The following is a 20,153-nucleotide window of genomic DNA, read 5'->3' as shown; positions in this document are numbered from 1 at the left end:
GCGTATTAGATCTGTTATTAAGTATGGCGGTCGCCAACAGGAAGGACCGTCATGGGCCGCCACACGGCAGGACGACAGGCCGGAGAGGGAAACGATCCCTCCGATCTCTCCGATCCCACGGACGAGGCGGGCGACGCCCACCGGTCCGGCGACCTGACCTTCCGCTGGCCCGACCCACCCACCGGCGGCCGGGGGACCGAGCGGCCGGGCGAACGAGACACCGCCTGGCCGGTCCACGAGACCACCAGCCCCCACGGCCTGGGTTTCGCCGCCCTGTCCCCCGAGCGGCTCGCCGCCGAGCACGCGGCGACGTCCGGCTTCCCGGCGGTCGCGGACCCGCCGCCCGTGGACGTCCCGCCCCCCGGCGTCTTCCGGCTGCGGGACGACCTGCCCGCCTCGCCGACGCCGGGGGAGGGCGCGCAGGGCGTCCACTCCGGTCGCGCGGGGACGGCCGTACGGGACGGAGGTCCGGCGGCGCAGGGCGTCTACTCCGGCGGCACGGGAACGGCCGCGTCGGCGTCCGGGCGGGACGAGCGCCCCACCGGGGAGACGATGGCCGTCTACACCCTGGGCGGCGGCGCGGGAGACGGCGAGGGCAGGGGCTTCCTGGGGTCGGGCTGGCGCGAGGAGCCGCAGCCGCCGCGCCGTCTGCGCAGGATGGCCCTGGTCTCGGGGCTGTCCGTGCTGCTCGCCGTCGGCGTCACGGCAGGCGGCGTGCGCCTGATGGCCGGCCGTACGGCGCTGACCCTGGAGCCGCCGCACGCGGGCTGCGGGACCACCTGCCCGACCACCCCCGGCGTGCTCGCTCTTGGCGGCGGTTCGGGCGGCACCGATGCCTCCGGCTCTCCGGGCGACGCCTCCTCCGATGACGCGGCAGGCGACGCCGGGGCGACGGCGCCGCCCTCCGCCCCGTCCACGCCGATCCCCACCGCCACCCCGCCTGGCGTCCAGCACACGAGGGCGCGGGCCCAGGACGACCGCACCACCCCCTCCCACGCCCCCGCGAAGGGGGACTCCCGGCCGACGAGCGACGACGCCTCCTCCGGCTCGGACGGCGCCCCCGACGCCGGTGACACGTCCACCGGCACGACCGGCGACGGCGGGGACGCGACCCCGTCCGGCTCGGCCGGCGACTCCGCCGGAGGCGACGCCTCTCCCGACGCCGCAGACCAGGGCGCGGGCCAGGACACCACGCTGCAGGCCGGCGTCCCCGCCGGGTCCGTGAGCCTGCGGTTCGCCGTGACGCGGCGGGACGGGAACGGGTACGCGGCGGCGCTGAGCATCCGCAACGAGGCGGCGGCCCTGGGCTCGTGGTCGGTCGAGATCCCGGTCGGCGGCCAGGTCGTCGACGTCCAGGGCGCCGAGTGGCGGCAGAGCGGCGACACGCTGGTCCTCAGTTCGCCGGATCCGCTCGCCCAGGGCGACGACGTGCGGATCTCGTTCGAGGCCGACGGCGATCCGCAGCCTCTCGACCAGTGCACACTTGCCGGCGGGGAGTGCACGGTGGACGCCTCCACCCGCCACCGCTTCCACTGACCTCTTCCACCGGCCTCCCGCCGGGCGGCGGGCACAGGGCGGGTCGCCGAAGGGGCCTGGTTGGATGGGCGCATGACGACCACCCCTCCACGCGTGCTGACGATCGCGGGCTCGGACTCGGGCGGCGGCGCCGGGATCCAGGCCGATCTCAAGACGATGCTGGCCCTGGGCGTGCACGGCATGAGCGTGATCGCCGCCGTCACGGCCCAGAACTCGCTCGGCGTGCAGGGCTACTGGGAGCTTCCGCCCGAGGCGGTGCGGGCCCAGCTCGACTCGGTGCTCGGCGACATCGGGGCGCAGGCCATCAAGACGGGCATGCTGGCCTCGCCGGTGCTCGTGGAGACCGTCGCCGAGGTGCTCGCCGGAGTGTCCGCGCCGGTCGTCGTCGACCCGGTCGGGGTGTCCAAGCACGGCGACAGCCTGCTGGAGCCCGCCGCCGTCACGACCGTGAAGTCCCTGCTGCTGCCCACCGCCACCGTCGTCACCCCCAACCTGTGGGAGGTCGAGCAGCTCACCGGGGTCAAGGTCGAGGACGAGGACGACCTCCCGCGGGCGGCCGAGGCGGTGCTGGCCCTCGGCCCGCGGTGGGCCCTGATCAAGGGCGGCCACCTGCCCGGCGAGCCGGTCGACCTGCTCACCGACGGCACGAGCGAGCACCGGTTCCGCGCCGAGCGGCACGACAACCGCCACACCCACGGCACCGGCTGCACCCTCGCCTCCGCGATCGCGTCCTGTCTCGCGCTCGGCGAGGACGTGCCCGAGGCCGTGCTGCGGGCCAAGGAGTACGTCACCGGGGCGATCGAGCGGGGGTTTCCCCTCGGTTCGGGCATCGGCCCCGTCGACCACGCCTGGCGCTGGCGCTCCCGGTGATGACGCGGAGCCGCGTCGCGCGGTGAGACCGCCGTCCGGACCCGTCGCAAGGGACAGGGGACCCGGCGGTCTGGAGCGCCGGTCGCAGGCCGGTTCCCGTCAGTGGAGTTTCGGGAGCACCTCGGTGGCGAGGCGATCCATCTGCTCGAGGTCGTCGAACATCGGGTTGAGCAGGATCAACCCCGCCCCGGCGTCGATCACGTCGCGGACGCCCCGCACGCAGTCGTCCGGCGTGCCCGCCACGGCCACCGGGGCCAGGCCGCCGAGTCCGTAATAGCCGTAGAGGGCGTCGAGCGAGGCGGCGATCCGTTCGCGGGCACGTGTGGCGTCGTCGTCGACGGCGATGTAGATCCGCTTGGCGATCGGGAAGCCGGCGGGGTCGCGCCCCTGGTCGCGCAGCGCCTGCCGGACGATGCGCACGTGCTCGGCGAACTGCGCCGTGGTGGCCGAGCCCGCCCCGAAGAAGCCGTCACCGAGACGGACGGCACGCTGGAGCGATGCCGGCGCGGCGGCGCCGAACCAGATGGGCGGATGCGGCTTCTGGTACGTCTTCGGCTCCATCGCCGCACCGGACAACTGCCAGAATCGCCCGTCGAAGTCGATCCGGTCGTTGCTCCAGATCTCCTTCATCAGGCGCAGTCCCTCGGTGAAACGCGCGACGAAGGTGTCCGGCTCCACGCCGAAGGCCGCGAACGGCCGGAACCGCCCGCCCGTGGTGATGGCGACATCGAGCCGGCCGCGGCTGAGCTGGTCGAGGGAACTCAGGCTTTTCGCCAAGTGGACCGGGCTGTGCAGCGAGCTGATGATCGCGGCACAGCCGAGCCGGATCCGATCGGTGCAGGCGGCGGCGTAGGCCAGGGTCTCGACCGGTCCGAGATGCGGCATGGTGCCGAGCACCTGCTCCCCGGTCCAGGCGCTGTGGAAGCCGAGTTCCTCGGCGCGAAGGAGATACCGCCGCAGCCCTGCCGGGTCGAAGCCGCCGTCGGAGACGAACTGTGGGATGGAAATGGCGAATCGCATGATCGAACCGTACGCGGCGAAGGTTACGAAATACAAGTAGTCGATATTAGAAAAGAAGCATCTGCTATGCTTTCGCCCGTGCGAAGCTACGGCGAGGCGTGTGCCACGGCCCATGCGCTGGACGTGATCGGTGAGCGGTGGGCGTTGCTCGTGGTGCGCGATCTGCTGCTCGGTCCCAAGAGGTTCTCCGACCTCGAACGCGGCATGCCCGGGATCAACGCCCGGATCCTCGCCCAGCGGCTCCGCGAGCTGGAGGACGCCGGCGTGGTCCGGCGACGCCGACTCGGGCCGCCCGTCAGCGGGATGGTGTACGAGCTGACCGAGTGGGGAGCCGACCTGGAGACGGTCATCGCGCACCTCGGCCGGTGGGGTCGCCGGTCGCCCCGGCTCGACCTGGACGCCGAAATCGGCCCTGACGCGGCGGTCCTCGCGCTGCGCCAGCGGTTCGACCCCGGCGGCGTGCGTGATCTCACCGCCACCTACGCGGTGCGTTTCGAGTACGACCAGTTCGTGATCCAGGTCGCCGGCGGAGATCTGCGCGTCACCCGCGAGAGTCCGTCCGCCCCCGACGCCGTTCTGACCACCGACCCCCGCACGTTCGCCGAGCTGGTGACCGGACGGCTGACGGTCCCGGAGGCGGTCGCGAGGGGGCGGCTGGCCGTCACCGGAGACCGGGCGGCCGTCGAGCGGCTGCTCGCGGCCGTCCCGGTCGCGCGGTGAGCGACGCCGGCGTCCTCGGTCAGCTCACGGTCCACTCCTGTGACAGGGGCGGGGGATAGTTCGCGGTCCACAGCGTCAGGTACGTACCGCGGGCGAAGCTGTCGCCCTTGTTAGTGATCATCAGACCGCCGACCGCGGTGATGTAGGCGGAGTAGACGCCGTACGTCTGGGAAGTTGCGTTTGAGCAGGTCCACAAGGTGAGGACGGTGCCGGGGGTGTAGTTGGCGTCGCCCTTCGCCGTGAGGCACTTGCCGCTGTGCGGGTTGTAGATCTCCCCGTCGACGTAGGTCCACACCTGGCTGGCCGCGCCTGTGCACGGCCACACCGTGATGACGGTGCCGTTGGCGGTGCCGTCACCCTGTGGGGTCGCGCAGTACCCCACCACGTGCATGGTGCTGGTGGCGGCGCCGGCGACCCCGGCCCCCTGCACGCCCACGCCGGTGACGGCGATGACGGTGAACAGCGCTGCTGCGAGTCTGCGCGCCAGGGATGTCCCCCTCGTGTGCAACGATGACGTTCCGGCCGCCGGTACACCGGCAGAGCCTAAGCTGCGCACTCTTTCCTCCATTTGTCGGCCTCGGACCACGGCGGCCGGGAAGAGACCACGCGTGGTTCGGTCGGTGTTGTGACCCGCCGCCGAGGGAGAATCGGTCACCGCAGCCGAGTGAGACGCGTCACACGGAGCCGGCCGTGATCGCGTGGGCGCGGCCGGGCGGTCAGGTCCCGAGCTGAAAGGTACGGCGGTAGGCGGCGGGCGAGACGCCGACGATCGCACGGAAGTGCTGCCGGAAGGACGACGGGGCGCCGATCCCGCTCCGGTCGGCGATCTGGTCGATCGCGAGGTCGGTGCTCTCCAGCAGGTGCCGGGCCCGTTCCACCCGTTGCCTGATCAGCCACTGACCCGGCGTCATGCCGACCTCGTCGCGGAACCGCCGGGTGAAGGTGCGGACGCTCGTCCCCGCGTGGGCGGCGAGCTCGGACAGCGTCAGGGGCCGGTCCAGATGCTTCATCATCCAGGCCCGGGTGGCGGCGGTGGTCGTCCGGGACGGTTGGGGGACGGGCCGTTCGATGTACTGCGCCTGGCCGCCGTCGCGCCACGGGGGGACGACGCAGCCGCGGGCCACCCGGTTGGCGACCTCGCTGCCGTGATCCCTCCGGACCAGATGCAGGCACAGGTCCACCCCGGCGGCCGCGCCCGCGGAGGTGAGCACGTCGCCGTCGTCGACGAACAGGACGCCGGGATCGACCCTGACCCGAGGGAAGGTGCGCTGGAAGTGCTCCGCCTCCCGCCAGTGCGTGGTCGCCGGCCGGCCGTCCAGCAGGCCCGCCGCCGCCAGCACGTACGAGGCCGTGCAGATCGACACGACGCGGGCGCCCGGCCGGACACGGGACAACGCCGCGGCCAGGGGCGCGGGCAGGCGGCCCTCCTCGCGCACGGGCCCGAGGGCGCGGGACGGCGGGATGACCACGGTGTCCGCCCCGGCGAGCGCCCCGGCGTCGTGCTCGACGCCGATGGTGAAGCCCGCGCCGCCGGTCACCGGCCGCCCGTCGACCGTGCAGACGATCACCTCGTACAGCCGTTCGCCGTGGGCGCCGACGGCCTCACCGAAGATCCTCGACGGAATGCCGAGCTCGAACGGGATGACGCCGTCGAGGGCGAGGACGACCACACGATGCATGGCCAGATCCTGGCACAAAGTGACATTCAGGCCGATGGTGGCCGTTCGGCGCCGCTTGCACACTGGGCACCGGCCGCGTGAAGCGGAGCCCGGCGCGTCGAAGAGGAGCACGTACGGCATGAGCGAGACCAGTCCACGGATGCGGGCGATCACGGTGCGGGCATGGGGAGGGCCGCAGTTGTTGCGGGAGGCCGAAGTCGCGCGGCCCGCACCGGGGCCGTGCGAGATCCTGGTGCGGGTCCACGCGGCGGGGGTCAACGCGGCCGACTGGAAGCAACGGGCCGACGGCGGGCTCGGATTGTGGAACGATCCGCCCGTTCCCGGCTGGGACCTCTCCGGGACGGTCGAGGCCGTCGGCATCGGGGTGACGCTGTTCCAGGAGGGCGACGAGGTTTTCGGAATGCCCCGATTCCCCCACCAGGGCGGGGCGTACGCGGAGTACGTGACCGCGCCCGCTCGGCACTTCGCCCGCAAACCGGCGAACATCGGCCACGTGGAGGCGGCCGCCCTGCCGCTGGTCTCGCTGACGGCCTGGCAGGCGCTCGTCGACACCGCGCGCATCCAGTCCGGCCGGCGGATCCTGGTCCACGCCGCCGCCGGCGGCTTCGGCCACGTCGCCGTGCAGATCGCCAAGGCGCTCGACGCCTACGTGATCGGCACCGCGCGCCGGGAGAAGCACGCCTTCCTGCGCGAACTCGGCGCCGACGAACTCGTCGACTACACCGCCACGGACTTCAGCACGGCGGTACAGGACGTCGACGTCGTGCTCGACGCCGTCGGCCGCGACTACGGCCCCCGTTCCCTCATGGTCCTGCGTACCGGGGGAAGGCTGGTCTCGCTCGCCTCGCCGGCCGACGACGCCCTGCGACCGCGGGCCGCGGCCCTCGGCGTCCACGCCGGATTCATGCTCGTCGAACCCGACCACGCCGCGCTGACGGCGATCGCCGGCCTGGTGTCCGCCGGGCGACTCCGGCCCCGGATCGAGACCGTGCTCCCCCTGTCGAGGGCGTCCGAGGCGCACAGACTGGGCGAGACCGGCCGCACCACCGGAAAGATCGTCCTTGACGTCCTGGAATGACCGCCGCCGGCGGAGCTCACCCGTGGGGCCGGCGCAGGCGCACGCCCTCGATGGCGAGGTCGAGCAGTTGGCCCGCCTGGGCCGGGCCGTCGGGGTCGTCCTCGGTGGCCAGGGCGATGGCGCTGACGAGCTTGAGCAGTTGGGTGATGCCGGCCTCCGGGCGTACGGCATCGGCGCGGCGGGCCCGCGCGAGGAGTTCGTCGCCGGCGCTGACGATCATCGCGTGGCAGGTCTCTCCCACGGTCGGGTCGCCGTCACGGGCGCCGCGCATCAGTGAGGCCCCGAGGCCGCGGTTGGCCACAGCGTGCGCGCCGACGGCGTGGAGCCAGGTGACGAGCGCGGTGCCCGGGTCGGGGTCGGAGAGCAGGTCGCGCGCCTTGGCGCAGAGGGCCTCCACCCTGCTCTTGAACACGGCTTCGAGAAGGGCCTGCCGCGTGGGGAAGTGCCGGTGGAGGGTGGCCGAGCCGACCCCGGCGTGTCTGGCGATCTCCTCCAGTGAGGCTTCGGCACCCTGTTCGGCGATCACGGCCTCGGCGGCGCCCACGATGCGGGTGTAGTTGCGCCGTGCGTCGGCGCGCATCGGCCGTGCAGCCGGGGCGGTGGCGTCCTTGGGCACGGAATCTCCTGACGACTTGCTAACCGGGGTGGTCCTCCATATCGTATCGGACGATAACCGGAGGGCCACCCCAGTTAGTGGGACGTGGCCTTCGCCGGCAGGGACGAGCTCGAGGAGAGTCATGGAATCGACTGCGAGGACCGTCGTCGTGGTGGGGGCGACCGGTCTGCAGGGCCGGGCGGTGACCCGGCACCTGCTGGACGGCGGCTGGCGGGTGCGCGCGCTCACGCGTGATCCGGACGGGGCGCCGGCCGGTGCGCTGGCGAGCCTCGGGGCGCAGGTCGTGCGGGCGGAGATGGAGGACGTCGCCTCCCTGGTCGCCGCGGCGCGCGGCGCCTACGGCATGTTCAGCGTCCAGCCCACGGTCGGCTCTCCCGGCACCGCGCCCGACTTCGGCGCCGACGACGAGGTCCGCTGGGGGATCAACGTCGCCGAGGCGGCACACGCCGCCGGCGTCGAGCATTTCGTCTTCACCTCGATCGCCGGCGCGGACCGTCACGGCAGCGAGACGCTGCCGCGGAACCTGATCAGCAAGTGGCGGATCGAGCAGCACATCGCCGGGCTGGGCCTGCCCGCCACGATCCTGCGGCCGGTCTCCTTCATGGAGAACTTCACGAGCGGATACGCCCTGCAAGGGGGAGCGTTCACCACCGCCCTCGCGCCCGGCGTCCCACAGCAGATCATGGCCGTGGACGATGTCGGCTTCGTCGCCGCGCTGGCGTTCTCCCAGCCCGAGGAGTGGATCGGCCGCGCGGTCGCGCTGGCGGGGGACGAGCTCACGCCGGTCCAGATCGCCGCGGCCATCGAGCGCGCGCTCGGCCGCCCGCTGCCGTACGCCCAGGTCCCGATCGACGCGATCCGGGCCCTCAGCGAGGACTTCGCGTTCGCGTACGAGTGGCTCAACGAGCTCGGCTACCGCGCGGACATCCCCGCCACCCGCCGCATCCACCCCGAGGCGATGGATCTGCGCACCTGGCTGGAGCGCACCGGCGCCGCCCAGATCGCCGCCTTCCTGGCCGGCGGCCGATAATCGCGCAACCTTCGGGTTGCACATGAAGCTCCAGACGTGCAAGTCTGGAGTTGCACAACAGGCACGGCAGAGAAGGAGTCCTCCTGTGAGCGAGGATCGGATCGAACGCGAGATCCTGATCGCGGCATCCCTGGAGCGGGTCTGGTCGCTGGTGGCCGAACCCGGTTTCTGGGTGGCCGAGCAGGCGAGCGTGGCCGGCACCGTGGCCAGGGAAGGCGCGACGCTGGTCGCGCACAACCCCAACCTCGGCGAGGTCGTGGTGCGCGTGGAGAAGGTCGAGCCGCCGACCTACGTGGCGTACCGCTGGACAAGCGCGTTCCCCGGGGAAGAGTTGCGCGAGGACAACAGCACTCTCGTGGAGTTCACCGTGAGCGCGGAGGGCGACAAGACGCTCCTGCGTGTCGTCGAGAGCGGATTCGCGACGCTGAACACGTCCGAGGAGCTGCGCGACAGGGCGCTGCGGTTCAACACCGGCGGCTGGTCCGAGGTGTTCGACGCGTTCCAGGCGCGCGCCGAGCAGTCATCCGTGTGACGCACGAACGCGGCGGCGCCGCGGAGGCGGTCGACGGCGTCCTCGCCGCCCTGGCCGACCCGACGCGGCGTCAGCTGCTCGATCTGCTCGCCGCGCACGGCGAGGCCACGGCGACGACGCTCGCCGAACGACTTCCCGTCTCACGGCAGGCCGTGGTCAGGCACCTGGCCGTCCTGGACGCCGCCGGGCTGGTTTCCGGCGGTCGGGCGGGACGCGAGGTGCGCTACGCGGTGCGGCCCGCTGCGCTGGACGCGACGGCGCGGTGGATGGCCGCGCTCGCGGGCGAATGGGATCGGCGACTGGCCGGCATCAAGCGCGTGGCCGAGGTGACGGAGCGGGATTCTCTCTAGCGATCCCGGATCCGGCCGCTCCCGTTTGTGGTTGTTCTTCTTTCCCTGATCAGGACATTCGTCCGACCCCGGGCCGCCTCGGCGGCTCGCCGGGGCGGCGCGGCGTGCCGTGAAACGGACGCTCGACGCCACGTTCTCTCAGAAGGGACCCGTACATATGACTGCCGACGCACCTTCGCCGCCGCATTTCAACAGCAGGCAGCGGATAGTTCTCCTTGTCCTGCTCGGCGCCGGGTTCATGGTGTCCGTCGACTTCTCGATCCTGAACGTGGCGCTGCCGGAGACCGGCGCGGGCGTCGGGATGAAGGTGGCCGATCTGCCCTGGATCACCTCTGCCTACACGCTGCCGTCGGCGGGCTTCGCCCTGCTGTTCGGCCGGTTCGCGGACCTGTTCGGCCGCCGCAAACTGTTCATGGTCAGCATGGTCCTGCTGACCGGGGCCTCCTTGCTCGGCGGCCTCGCGTCCAGCCCCGGTGTCCTGCTGACCGCCCGTGCGCTGCAGGGCGTCGCCACCGCGATGGCGCTCCCTGCGGCGTTGTCCCTGCTCACCACCACGTTCGCGGAAGGCGCGATGCGCGAACGCGCCCTCGGCCTCAACGGCGCGCTGCTCTCCGGCGGCTTCACCGTCGGCGCGCTGGTCGGCGGCACCCTGGTCAGCCTGCTGAGCTGGCGGGCCGCTTTCCTGATCAACATACCGGTCGCCGTGCTGGTCCTGTCGTGCACGCCGTTCGTGATCGGCGAAAGCCGTCTTCCCGAGCGGGTGAAGCTGGATCTACCCGGGGCGATCACCGTGACCGGCGGCCTGCTGGCCGTCGTCTACGCGGTCGTCGAGAGGAGCATCGTCGCGGCCCTGGTCGGCGTCGTCCTGCTGGCCCTGTTCTCGGTGATCGAAGTGCTGGCCTCCGCGCCGCTCGCCCCGGTCCGCATCCTCAGGCGGCCCACGGTGATGTGGGGCAACTACGCGGGACTCGTCCTCTTCACGATGGAAACCGGCATGATCTTCCTGATGACGCTCTTCCTGCAGCGCATCCTGGGCTTCTCCCCGCTGATCACCGGCCTGGTCTTCGGCGTTCCCGGCCTGGCGGCCGTGGGGGCGGGAGTGATCGCCGGACGCCTCGTCGGGCGCTTCGACGGTCGCAGGGTCCTGGCCACGGCCATGCTGGTGCAGGGCGTGGCGATCCTTCCGCTGGTGTTCCTCGACGCCCACCGGACGGCGGTCGCGATGCTGGTCCCCGCGCTGTTCGTCGGGTTCTTCGGGCATGTGGCCGCGATCGTGGCGTACACGGTGACCGGCACCTCAGGCCTGCCGGACGAGGAGCAGGGCCTGGCCACGGGCCTGACCACGATGACCCAGCAGGTGGCCGTCTCCATCGGCATCCCGATCCTGAGCGCCGTCGCCGCGACACGGAGCGCGGAGCTGGCCGGTATCCACCTGGCGCTGAGCGTGGACGTGGCCGTGACGCTCGTCAGCGTGGTCGTCGTCTGGTTCGGGCTGCGCCCCGGCAGGACCACGCCGGCCGTGCGTGTGCCGGCAGGGGCAGGCGAGTCCCTGACCGCGTCCTCCGGCTGACCCCTTCAGGCGCCTGACGCCGGAGAAACGCGAGAGCCCGCCACCGGGATCGGTGGCGGGCTCGGCGAGTGTGAGGCGTCAGCGCGAGACCTTGCCTGCCTTGATGCAGGAGGTGCACACGTTCATCCGCTTCGGCGTCCCGTTGACCACCGCGCGCACGGTCTGGATGTTCGGGTTCCAGCGGCGGCGGGTGCGGCGGTGCGAGTGGGAGACGTTGTTGCCGAAAATCGGCTTCTTGGCGCAGACGTCGCAGACGGAAGCCACGGTAATCGCTCCTTTGAATCAGTCGATCGGCCCGGCGCCGGTGCATCGGCTCGTCCGAGCAATGCCGGGACAACCGGCTGGCCGTACGAGGATATCCGATGTCCGCCACTGCGCGCCAAACGGGGATCGCCGCGAACGGGGATAATCTCGTATCCGCCAACGGTAGCGCATCGGGGACGGGCGCGCGGCAGGGAAGGACGGCACGATGCTGGAGGTGCTCGATCCCCCCGCCGTACGGCGCTGGTCCCGGCACTGCGCGGACGCCCTGGCGCGGGCCAGGGCGGAGATCGACGCGCTGAACGTCTTCCCCGTGCCGGACGGCGACACGGGCACCAACCTGCACCTCACGCTCCTGTCGGCGGCCGAGGCCCTGGACGCCCTGCCCGGCGACGCGGACCCCGACACGACCTGGCAGGCGTTCGCCCGGGGCGCGCTCCTCGGCGCGCGCGGCAACTCGGGCGTGATCGTCAGTCAGGCCATCAGGGGCATGGCCGAGGTGCTCAGGAGGGCCGAGGGACGCGGGGCCGACCTGCGCGACGGGCTGCTCAAGGCGGCCGAGCTGGCCAGGGCGGCGGTGGTGCGGCCGGTGGAGGGGACCGTGCTCAGCGTGCTGGGGGCCGTCGCCCGCGCGGTGAAGGACGCCCCCGACGACCTGGCCGAGGTGGCGAGACGGGCGGCCGAGGAGGCGCGGCGCGCGCTGCGCCTGACCACCGGGCAGCTCGACGTGCTGGCCCGCAACGGCGTCGTGGACGCGGGCGCGGCCGGGCTCGCGATCATCCTGGAGAGCCTCGCCGAGGTCGTGGCCGAGGCGTACAGCGACCGGCACGACGTGCCGGCCCCCACCGAGAGGATCACCCCTGAGGCGCCGGGCGGGCCCGGCTACGAGGTGATGTACCTGCTCGACGCCGGCGAGGACGAGGTGGACCGTCTCCGGGCCGAGCTCGACCGCCTGGGCGACAGCCTGGTGGTCGTCGGCGGCGACGGCCTGTGGAACGTCCACGTCCACGTGGACGACGCGGGCGCCGCCGTGGAGGCGGGCATGGCGGCGGGCCGCCCCCACCGGATCCGGGTGACGTACCTCGGCGGCCGCCCGCACGAGCCGGGCCCCGGCCGGGGCGTCGTCGCCGTCGCGGCGGGCGACGGCCTGGCCGCGCTGTTCCGCCAGGCGGGGGCCGTGGTCGTCACACGGGCGCCCGGCTCGACGCCGCCGCTCGCCGCGCTGGTCCAGGCCGTGCGCAGCGCCGGCTCCGAGGTGGCCGTGCTGCCCAACGACGTCGGCGTCCACGCCGTGGCCGTGGCCGCCGCCGAGATCGCGCGCGAGGAGGGCGCGACGGTCAGCGTGCTGCCGACCAGGGCGTCCGTCCAGGGCCTCGCCGCGCTCGCCGTCCACGACCCGCTCCGGCGCTTCGACGACGACATCGTGGCGATGACCGACGCGGCCGGGCACACCCGGCACGGGCACGTCTGGGTCGCCACCCGCGAGGTCATGACCAGCGCCGGGCTCTGCCGTCCCGGGGACGTCCTCGGCGTGGTCGACGGCGAGGCGACGCTGATCGGCGACGACCTGGCCGGCGCCGCGATCGAGATCACCCGCCGCCTGGTGTCCGGGGGCAGCGAGATGGTGACGCTGGTGACCGGCGCGGACGCCCCGCCCGCCCTCCTGCCCGCCGTACGGGACCATCTGGAGGGCACCCGGCCGGACATCGAGATCGTGGTGTACGAGGGAGGCCAGGGCGGCTATCCGCTCCTCATCGGCGTCGAATGAGCCGGGAATGTCGCCGTCCCCGGGTAGAACATAGTGTCGTGACGAGCTTCGACGAGCCGCTCAGGAGGGCGGTGGGCCGCACGGCCGCCCCGCTGGAGAGCGCCCTGGGCATCACCACGGTGGGCGAGCTGCTGCGCCACTACCCCCGGCGGTACGCCCAGCGCGGCGAGCTGACCCCCATCGCGTCCCTGGAGCACGACGAGCACGTGACCGTGGTGGGCAAGGTGTCGTCCGCCGTGCGCCGCCCGATGAAGAACCGGCAGGGCACCTGGCTCGACGTCGAGGTGACCGACGGGAGGGACCGGCTGCGCCTCGCGTTCTTCGGCAAGGGGGCCTACGTCGCCGAGCAGCGGCTGCCGCCCGGCACCGAGGCGATGTTCTCGGGCAAGGTCAGCGTGTTCGTGAGCGGCAAGACCAGGCGCGTGTCGCTCACCCACCCGGAGTACGAGTCGTTCGACGAGACCGGGGAGACCGTCGAGGAGTTCGCCGCGGCGCCGGTGCCGATCTACCCCTCGGCCCAGGGCCTGGCCAGCTGGAAGATCCGCCGGGCCGTCCGGACCGTGCTCGACGTGCTCAGCCTCGACGACCCCGTCCCGGCCGGGGTGCGGGAGCGGCTGGGCCTGTCCACGCTGGAGGACGCGCTGCGCCGCATCCACCGGCCCGGGGACATGGGCGACGTCTCCCGGGCACGCGCCCGGCTCAAGTTCGACGAGGCGTTCGTGATGCAGTCCGTCCTGGTGCGGCGGCGGATGGCGGCGTCCGCCTGGCTCGCCCGGGCGCGCCCGGGGCGGGACGACGGGCTCCTGGGGGAGTTCGACAAGAGGCTGCCGTTCCAGCTCACCGAGGGCCAGCGCCAGGTCGGCGAGGAGATCGCGGCCGACCTCGCGAGAGAGCATCCGATGCACCGGCTCCTGCAGGGCGAGGTCGGCGCGGGCAAGACCGTGGTGGCGCTGCGGGCCATGCTCCAGGTCGTCGACTCGGGCGGCCAGGCCGTCCTGCTCGCGCCCACCGAGGTCCTCGCCCAGCAGCACCACCGGTCGATCGTGGGCATGCTGGGCGACCTCGCGACCGGCGGCATGTTCGGCGGCACCGCGGTGGCCCTGCTGACCGGGTCCATGGGCGCCGCGGCCCGCAGGAGCGCGCTCCTCGACGCGGCCTCCGGCGCGGCCGGCGTCGTGGTCGGCACCCACGCCGTCCTGCAGGAGCACGTGCAGTTCGCCGACCTCGGGCTCGTCGTGGTCGACGAGCAGCACCGGTTCGGCGTCGAGCAGCGCGACGCGCTGCGCGAGAAGGGCGGCGGCGGGCGTCCCCACGTGCTCGTCATGACCGCCACCCCGATCCCGCGGACGGTCGCGATGACCGTGTTCGGCGATCTGGAGGTCTCCACGCTCTCCCAGCTCCCGTCCGGGCGCGCCCCGATCACGACGCACGTGGTGCCGGCGGCCGAGAAGCCGCACTTCCTCGACCGGGCCTGGCAGCGCGTCCGCGAGGAGGTGGGGCTCGGCCGCCAGGCGTACGTCGTCTGCCCGCGCATCGGCGACCAGGAGGGCGACGAGGGGGACCTCGACCGGGACGACGAGGAGCGCCGTCCGCCGCTCGCCGTGCTCGACGTCGCCCAGGCCCTCGCCGACGGCCCGCTCCACGGGCTGCGCGTCGAGGTGCTGCACGGCAAGCTGGCCCCCGAGACCAAGGACGGCGTGATGCGCTCCTTCGCGCGCGGCGAGATCGACGTGCTGGTCGCCACGACCGTCATCGAGGTCGGCGTCGACGTGCCCAACTCCTCGGTCATGGTGATCATGGACGCCGACCGGTTCGGGGTCTCCCAGCTCCACCAGCTGCGGGGCCGGGTCGGCCGGGGCGGCCTGCCGGGGCTGTGCCTGCTCGTCAGCGAGGCGCCCGAGGGCACGCCGGCCCGGAGGCGGCTGGACGCCGTGGCGGCGACGCTGGACGGCTTCGAGCTGTCCCGGGTCGACCTGGAGCAGCGCCGCGAGGGCGACGTGCTGGGGGCCGCCCAGTCCGGCCGCAGGTCGTCGCTGAAGATGCTCCAGTTGCTCAGGGACGAGGACGTCATCGAGACGGCACGGGCCGAGGCGACCGCGCTCCTGGCCGCCGATCCGGAGCTGACGGCCCACGCCGCCCTGCGCGCGGAGCTCGACGCCCTGGTGGCCGACGAGCGCGCCGAGTTCCTGGAGAAGGCCTGACGCCCGCGCGGACGGACGGCCCGGCGGAAGCCGGGCGTGGAAAAGAAAAAGACCCAGGGCCCAGCCTTGGGACGGCCTCCCCCCGAATGCCGTCCCCGGCTGGGCCCACCCTCGGGTCAGGTGCCGAGGGCGCCGGCGTGCGGAAGGGCTCACGACCACGCCGGCCGGCCTTCCCCTGGGTCACGTGAAGGCCGCAGAACTCATCATGCGGATGCGGGCGGGTCCGCGATACCGCGATTACCCATTCCTCGCCGCCGCTTGCCCACTCTTGACCAGGGACGATCTTGGCCCCTCCGCCGTCACGCCCGCGCCTCTCGCCGCCGCACCGCTCGTGCCCGCCCGTGCACCCGGCTCGCCCGCCGGGCCCGTGCACCTGGCTCGCGGCGGGACAATGAACGGGTGACGCGGGTGATCGCAGGGACGGCGGGAGGGCGCCGGCTGGCCGTCCCGCCCGGCAGGTCGACCAGGCCGACGAGCGACCGCACGAGGGAGGCCCTGTTCTCCACGGTCGGCTCGGTGCTCGGCACGCTCGACGGGGCCCGGGTCCTGGACCTGTACGCCGGCTCGGGCGCGGTCGGCCTCGAAGGGCTCAGCAGGGGCGCCGCCCACGCGCTGCTGGTGGAGTCGGACGCGCGGGCCGCGCGGACGATCAGGGAGAACATCGAGGCCCTCGGGCTGCCCGGGGCGGCGCTGCGCGCCGAGAAGGTCGAGCGGGTCGTGGGCCGCCCGTGCGAGCAGCCGTACGACTTCGTCTTCGCCGACCCGCCGTACGCGGTCACGGACGACGCGGTGACGCGGGTGCTGGAGGCGCTGCGCGACAACGGCTGGCTCGCCGGGGGCGCGCTCGTGGCGGTGGAACGGGAGTCGAGGGGTAAGAACCTCGTGTGGCCCGCCGGTTTCACGGAGGACAGGGTCCGTCGGTACGGCGAAGCGGCCGTTTGGTACGGTCGCGCAGCCGGGATCCCGTAAATCTTGGGGGTGCGTCTTGCGCCGCGTCGTGTGCCCGGGGTCGTTCGATCCCGTGACCAACGGACATCTGGACATCATCGGCCGGACCTCACGGTTGTACGACGAGGTGGTCGTGGCCGTGCTGATCAACATCGAGAAGCAGAGCCTTTTCACGGTCGAGGAGCGCATCGAGATGCTCCAGGCGGTGACCCGGGAGTACGGCAACATCCGGGTGGAGAAGTTCCACGGGCTGCTGGTCGACTTCTGCAAGCAGCAGGGCATCCCCGCGATCGTCAAGGGCCTGCGCGCGGTCAGCGACTTCGACTACGAGCTGCAGATGGCCCAGCTCAACTACCGGATGTCCGGGGTCGAGACCCTGTTCATGTCCACCAACCCCGAATACTCCTTCCTGTCGTCCAGCCGGCTGAAGGAGATCGCGCGCTATGGTGGGGACGTATCCGGCCTGGTCCCGGACCTCGTGCACAAGTCGCTCGTCGAGCGGCTCAGGGGCTGAATCCGGGCTGGTATTCTTTCCTTTCAGCCTTGCACGACGGCGGTGATTCGCCATGCCTAACGAGAGCAGGATGACTCTGCAGAGCCTCGATCCCCGCGCCCCCTGGGTTATCTCCACCCACGACCTGGGGCGCCGACCGGGATCGATGCGCAGAATCACCCCGGTTCTCCCGGCACCGGAGGATCTCGCGGTCGGAATGATCGGCGCCCCCAAGGACGCCGACGTCGAGCTGGACATCCGGCTCGAAGCGGTGATGGAGGGCGTGCTCGTGACGGGCACGGCGCGGGTTCCCCTGAAGGGCGAGTGCTCGCGCTGCCTGGATCCGTTGACCTCGGAGATCGAGGTCGACTTCCAGGAGCTCTACTTCTACTCGGCGGAGGACGCCGGAGAGGACGATCTGCTCCTCGACGGCGAACTGCTCGATCTCGAGCCGGTATTCCGTGACGCGGTGGTGCTCGCACTGCCGCTGAGCCCGGTGTGCGGTGATGACTGCCCCGGTCTCTGCACGGAGTGCGGGGTCAAGCTGGCGGAGGCCGGCCCGGACCACCGGCACGAACAGGTCGACGCGCGCTGGGCGGCGCTGCAGGGCTTGGTTGTGGACAACGAAGACGATCAGGAGGGTTGACGTGGCCGTCCCCAAGCGGAAGATGTCGCGGAGCAACACCCGCGCCCGCAGGTCCCAGTGGAAGGCGGCGGCGGTCGCACTCGTGAGCTGCCCGCAGTGCCGCTCGCCCAAGCGCCCGCATGTGGCGTGCCCGACGTGTGGCACCTACAACCGCCGTCAGGTGGTTCAGCCGTCGGCCTGATCGCGTATTAGGCGGACAGTGGCGCCGGCCGGATCGTCAAACGAGCCGGCCGGCGTTACCGTGCTTTCACAGGCACGTGCGACGGCGGCTGGAACGACGCGACCGACAGACATGCCCGCGGCCGTGGTGGACGCCGTGGCCTCCGATATCGGCGGCCCGGCGTCCACCACGCCTTCGGGCTCTCCCAGCGACTCTCCGGCCCCCGTGCACGGCCCTGCCCTGCACCGGAGTTTGGAGGAGATCGATGGGCGCACCATCGAGCAAGCCGGTGGCCGTGGAGGTCGCCAGAGACGAGCTCAACGTCGTGCTCGACATCACGTTGAGCACCGACATCCTGGAGCGGGCGCTGACGCACCGCTCGTACGCCTACGAGAACGGCGGCCTGCCGACCAACGAGCGCCTGGAGTTCCTCGGCGACTCGGTGCTCGGCCTCGTGGTCACCGACACGCTGTTCCGCAACCATCCCGACCTGCCCGAGGGGCAGCTCGCCAAGCTCCGCGCCGCCGTGGTCAACATGCGCGCGCTCGCGGACGTGGCCCGCACCCTCGACCTGGGCAAGTATCTGCGGCTCGGCCGCGGCGAGGAGGGCACGGGCGGGCGGGACAAGTCGTCCATCCTGGCCGACACGCTGGAGGCGCTGATCGGCACGGTGTACGTGGACAAGGGGCTGGACGAGGCCTTCCGCGTCGTCCACCTGCTGTTCGACCCGCTGATCACGCGCTCGGCCTCGCTCGGCGCCGGGCTCGACTGGAAGACGTCCCTGCAGGAGCTCACCGCGGCCGAGATGCTCGGCGTCCCGGAGTACCACGTCGACGAGAGCGGGCCCGACCACGCCAAGTCGTTCGTGGCGGTGGTCCGGGTCGGCGGCCGCGACTACGGCAAGGGCGCCGGCCGCAGCAAGAAGGAGGCCGAGCAGCAGGCGGCCGAGGCCGCGTGGACAGCGATCCGCGCGCTCCGCGACGCCCGTGAGGGCGCGGGTCCCGTCCGCGCCTGACCGCTCGACAGCCGGAGGGGGAGAACATGCCCGAGCTGCCCGAGGTCGAGGTCGTCCGGCGGGGGCTGGAACGCTGGGTGGCCGGCCGTACGGTGGCGTCGGCCGAGGTCCTGCACCCGAGGGCGGTGCGGCGCAACGCCGGCGACCTGGCCGGCCAGCTCAAGGGCCGCACGCTGCGGTCCGCCGAGCGGCGCGGCAAGTACCTGTGGCTGCCCCTCGCCGACGGTCCGGGAGCCTCAGCCGCTCCCGGCTCCCCGGAGGACGAGCCGCGTTACGAGCCGGGGGACGAGCCGGGCGACGCGCTGCTGGCCCACCTGGGCATGAGCGGCCAGTTGCTCGTCGCCGACCCGCTGTCGCCCATCGAGAGGCACCTGCGCGTGCGGCTGGGGTTCACCGACGGCGGGCTCGAACTGCGGTTCGTGGACCAGCGCACGTTCGGTCACCTGCTCGTCGCGCCGATGGACCCCCGGCCGGCCAGGCCGGTGCCCGAGCCGATCGCGCACATCGCGCCCGACCCGCTGGAGGAGGCCTTCGACGACGCCGAGTTCGCCGTCGCGCTGAGACTCCGCCGTACGGGGATCAAGCGGGCGCTCCTCGACCAGTCGCTGATCAGCGGGGTCGGCAACATCTACGCCGACGAGGCGCTGTGGCGGGCCCGGCTGCACTGGGCCAGGCCCACCGAGACGCTGACCCGGCCCAAGATCGCCGAGCTGCTGGCGGCCGTCCGCGAGGTCATGGGGGAGGCGCTGGAGCAGGGCGGCACGTCGTTCGACAGCCTGTACGTCAACGTGAACGGCGAGAGCGGCTACTTCGACCGGTCGCTCGCCGTGTACGGCCGGCGCGACGAGCCGTGCCGGCGCTGCGGGACGCCGATCAGGCGGGAGGCGTTCATGAACCGCTCCTCCTACAGCTGCCCCCGGTGCCAGCCACGGCCGAAGAACGCGCGACCGTAGCCCCTGGGGTGCGCCGCCCCGGCGGCGTCTGGATACTGGTAAGCGTGATTCGCATGACCGCGTGGGTCCGGGGACGGGTGCAGGGCGTCGGGTTCCGATGGTGGACCCGCTCCCGCGCCCTGGAGCTGGGCCTGACGGGCTGGGCCGCGAATCTGCGCGACGGCAGGGTTGAGATCGTGGCCGAAGGTCCGCGGGAATCATGCGAGAAGCTGCTCGACATGGTCCGCACCGGCGACACGCCCGGCCAGGTGGAGGGGGTGGTCGAGCGCTGGAGCGAGCCGAAGGGAAGTATGGTCGGGTTTGTAGAGAGGTAGGACTTCCCTCAAACCCCTCAAATCCGGTATATTTACCTGTCGGGAGTGCCCACCGGTCATCTGTGCGGAGCGTTCAACTTGACCGACTCCAATGCCGGTGCGACTCTTGAGAGGAACCACGCGCACCCCTCCCGCGGCATGAAGTGCGCGAACCAGTCTGGTCACTCAGCGTGGAGGACCCTTTACTATGGCGAAGGCTCTACTCGGCCACGTCGGCGGTCCTGACCCTCGGATGATCTCGGAAATGCGTCGCCTCCAGCAGCGCATCCGCGACCTCGAGGCAGAACTTACCCGGCTCCAGGCACAAAACGACGCGCTCGCGGCGCAAACTCGTGACGAGGCCCTGGTCCGGCTTCAGGATCGCGAGCCGGCTCTCACCTGAGACCGGCTGGG

23 protein-coding genes are annotated in these 20,153 nt (G+C 72.3%); 18 read left to right on the top strand and 5 right to left on the bottom strand.

Annotated features, from left to right (window positions below; all coding sequences use genetic code 11):
- The first annotated feature begins 51 nt into the window (after positions 1 to 51).
- Together Mco01_RS16165 and thiD are read left to right on the top strand one after the other, a co-directional pair.
- Positions 52 to 1,536: a hypothetical protein gene (locus tag Mco01_RS16165; RefSeq protein ID WP_204057711.1), complete on the top strand. Its 1,485-nt coding sequence runs from the start codon at positions 52 to 54 to the stop codon at positions 1,534 to 1,536.
- 72 nt (positions 1,537 to 1,608) lie between these two features.
- Positions 1,609 to 2,406 (top strand): bifunctional hydroxymethylpyrimidine kinase/phosphomethylpyrimidine kinase, encoded by a 798-nt coding sequence (thiD, locus tag Mco01_RS16160; protein ID WP_204057710.1) that lies wholly within the window; start codon positions 1,609 to 1,611, stop codon positions 2,404 to 2,406.
- A 99-nt stretch (positions 2,407 to 2,505) separates the two neighbouring features.
- Here the strand turns inward: thiD and Mco01_RS16155 are convergent, their stop codons facing one another.
- Positions 2,506 to 3,426, bottom strand: a complete 921-nt coding sequence (locus Mco01_RS16155; RefSeq protein ID WP_204057709.1) for an LLM class flavin-dependent oxidoreductase — start codon at positions 3,424 to 3,426, stop codon at positions 2,506 to 2,508.
- Positions 3,427 to 3,504: 78 nt separating this feature from the next.
- Between Mco01_RS16155 and Mco01_RS16150 the strand changes: the two genes are divergently transcribed.
- Positions 3,505 to 4,146, top strand: coding sequence for a winged helix-turn-helix transcriptional regulator (locus tag Mco01_RS16150; protein ID WP_239103646.1), 642 nt, complete (start codon positions 3,505 to 3,507; stop codon positions 4,144 to 4,146).
- 19 nt (positions 4,147 to 4,165) lie between these two features.
- On the opposite strand, the gene Mco01_RS16145 is transcribed toward Mco01_RS16150, so the two are convergent.
- Entirely contained in the window at positions 4,166 to 4,654 is a 489-nt protein-coding gene (locus tag Mco01_RS16145) for an RICIN domain-containing protein (protein ID WP_204057707.1), read from the bottom strand.
- Positions 4,655 to 4,862: 208 nt separating this feature from the next.
- On the bottom strand, positions 4,863 to 5,825 hold the full coding sequence (locus Mco01_RS16140) for a GlxA family transcriptional regulator (protein ID WP_204057706.1): 963 nt from the start codon (positions 5,823 to 5,825) through the stop codon (positions 4,863 to 4,865).
- 118 nt (positions 5,826 to 5,943) lie between these two features.
- On the opposite strand from Mco01_RS16140, the gene Mco01_RS16135 reads away from it, so the two are divergent.
- Positions 5,944 to 6,903: an NADP-dependent oxidoreductase gene (locus tag Mco01_RS16135; protein ID WP_239103645.1), complete on the top strand. Its 960-nt coding sequence runs from the start codon at positions 5,944 to 5,946 to the stop codon at positions 6,901 to 6,903.
- Positions 6,904 to 6,919: 16 nt separating this feature from the next.
- Here Mco01_RS16135 and Mco01_RS16130 read toward each other — a convergent pair whose 3' ends face one another.
- Positions 6,920 to 7,519, bottom strand: coding sequence for a TetR/AcrR family transcriptional regulator (locus Mco01_RS16130; RefSeq protein WP_239103644.1), 600 nt, complete (start codon positions 7,517 to 7,519; stop codon positions 6,920 to 6,922).
- Between the two features lie 121 nt (positions 7,520 to 7,640).
- Here Mco01_RS16130 and Mco01_RS16125 point away from each other — a divergent pair, with 121 nt between their 5' ends.
- From Mco01_RS16125 to Mco01_RS16110, 4 genes are all read left to right on the top strand, one after another.
- Positions 7,641 to 8,549 carry an NmrA/HSCARG family protein gene (locus Mco01_RS16125; RefSeq protein WP_204057705.1) on the top strand — a complete coding sequence of 303 codons (909 nt, stop codon included), beginning with the start codon at positions 7,641 to 7,643 and terminating at the stop codon, positions 8,547 to 8,549.
- Positions 8,550 to 8,634: 85 nt separating this feature from the next.
- Entirely contained in the window at positions 8,635 to 9,081 is a 447-nt protein-coding gene (locus tag Mco01_RS16120; protein ID WP_204057704.1) for an SRPBCC domain-containing protein, read from the top strand.
- Positions 9,078 to 9,431 carry an ArsR/SmtB family transcription factor gene (locus Mco01_RS16115; RefSeq protein ID WP_204057703.1) on the top strand — a complete coding sequence of 118 codons (354 nt, stop codon included), beginning with the start codon at positions 9,078 to 9,080 and terminating at the stop codon, positions 9,429 to 9,431. The genes Mco01_RS16120 and Mco01_RS16115 overlap by 4 nt, the downstream gene beginning before the upstream one ends.
- Before the next feature lie 157 nt (positions 9,432 to 9,588).
- Positions 9,589 to 11,001, top strand: a complete 1,413-nt coding sequence (locus Mco01_RS16110) for an MFS transporter (RefSeq protein WP_204057702.1) — start codon at positions 9,589 to 9,591, stop codon at positions 10,999 to 11,001.
- 78 nt (positions 11,002 to 11,079) lie between these two features.
- Here the strand turns inward: Mco01_RS16110 and rpmB are convergent, their stop codons facing one another.
- On the bottom strand, positions 11,080 to 11,265 hold the full coding sequence (gene rpmB / locus Mco01_RS16105) for a 50S ribosomal protein L28 (protein ID WP_036331350.1): 186 nt from the start codon (positions 11,263 to 11,265) through the stop codon (positions 11,080 to 11,082).
- Positions 11,266 to 11,470: 205 nt separating this feature from the next.
- On the opposite strand from rpmB, the gene Mco01_RS16100 reads away from it, so the two are divergent.
- From Mco01_RS16100 to Mco01_RS16055, 10 genes are all read left to right on the top strand, one after another.
- Positions 11,471 to 13,030: a DAK2 domain-containing protein gene (locus tag Mco01_RS16100; RefSeq protein WP_204057701.1), complete on the top strand. Its 1,560-nt coding sequence runs from the start codon at positions 11,471 to 11,473 to the stop codon at positions 13,028 to 13,030.
- A 38-nt stretch (positions 13,031 to 13,068) separates the two neighbouring features.
- The gene (gene recG / locus Mco01_RS16095; protein ID WP_204057700.1) at positions 13,069 to 15,231 is read left to right on the top strand and encodes an ATP-dependent DNA helicase RecG; all 2,163 of its coding nucleotides are present in this window, start codon (positions 13,069 to 13,071) and stop codon (positions 15,229 to 15,231) included.
- 399 nt (positions 15,232 to 15,630) lie between these two features.
- Entirely contained in the window at positions 15,631 to 16,200 is a 570-nt protein-coding gene (gene rsmD, locus Mco01_RS16090; protein ID WP_204057699.1) for a 16S rRNA (guanine(966)-N(2))-methyltransferase RsmD, read from the top strand.
- Positions 16,201 to 16,216: 16 nt separating this feature from the next.
- Positions 16,217 to 16,693 (top strand): pantetheine-phosphate adenylyltransferase, encoded by a 477-nt coding sequence (gene coaD, locus Mco01_RS16085; protein ID WP_204057698.1) that lies wholly within the window; start codon positions 16,217 to 16,219, stop codon positions 16,691 to 16,693.
- A 70-nt stretch (positions 16,694 to 16,763) separates the two neighbouring features.
- The gene (locus Mco01_RS16080) at positions 16,764 to 17,318 is read left to right on the top strand and encodes a YceD family protein (RefSeq protein ID WP_036332023.1); all 555 of its coding nucleotides are present in this window, start codon (positions 16,764 to 16,766) and stop codon (positions 17,316 to 17,318) included.
- 1 nt (position 17,319) lies between these two features.
- Positions 17,320 to 17,499: a 50S ribosomal protein L32 gene (gene rpmF, locus Mco01_RS16075; protein WP_084370173.1), complete on the top strand. Its 180-nt coding sequence runs from the start codon at positions 17,320 to 17,322 to the stop codon at positions 17,497 to 17,499.
- Between the two features lie 244 nt (positions 17,500 to 17,743).
- Complete coding sequence (gene rnc, locus Mco01_RS16070) at positions 17,744 to 18,493, top strand: ribonuclease III (protein ID WP_036331360.1); 750 nt, start codon at positions 17,744 to 17,746, stop codon at positions 18,491 to 18,493.
- Between the two features lie 26 nt (positions 18,494 to 18,519).
- The gene (gene mutM, locus Mco01_RS16065) at positions 18,520 to 19,446 is read left to right on the top strand and encodes a bifunctional DNA-formamidopyrimidine glycosylase/DNA-(apurinic or apyrimidinic site) lyase (RefSeq protein WP_204057697.1); all 927 of its coding nucleotides are present in this window, start codon (positions 18,520 to 18,522) and stop codon (positions 19,444 to 19,446) included.
- A 53-nt stretch (positions 19,447 to 19,499) separates the two neighbouring features.
- Positions 19,500 to 19,760, top strand: a complete 261-nt coding sequence (locus Mco01_RS16060) for an acylphosphatase (RefSeq protein ID WP_036331363.1) — start codon at positions 19,500 to 19,502, stop codon at positions 19,758 to 19,760.
- 187 nt (positions 19,761 to 19,947) lie between these two features.
- Positions 19,948 to 20,142, top strand: a complete 195-nt coding sequence (locus tag Mco01_RS16055; RefSeq protein WP_036331364.1) for a hypothetical protein — start codon at positions 19,948 to 19,950, stop codon at positions 20,140 to 20,142.
- Positions 20,143 to 20,153: the final 11 nt, after the last annotated feature.

This window comes from Microbispora corallina (assembly GCF_016863035.1).
Lineage (GTDB): Bacteria > Actinomycetota > Actinomycetes > Streptosporangiales > Streptosporangiaceae > Microbispora > Microbispora corallina.
Note: the sequence above shows the minus strand (reverse complement) of the source record. Positions and strands in the feature narration are given on the sequence as shown.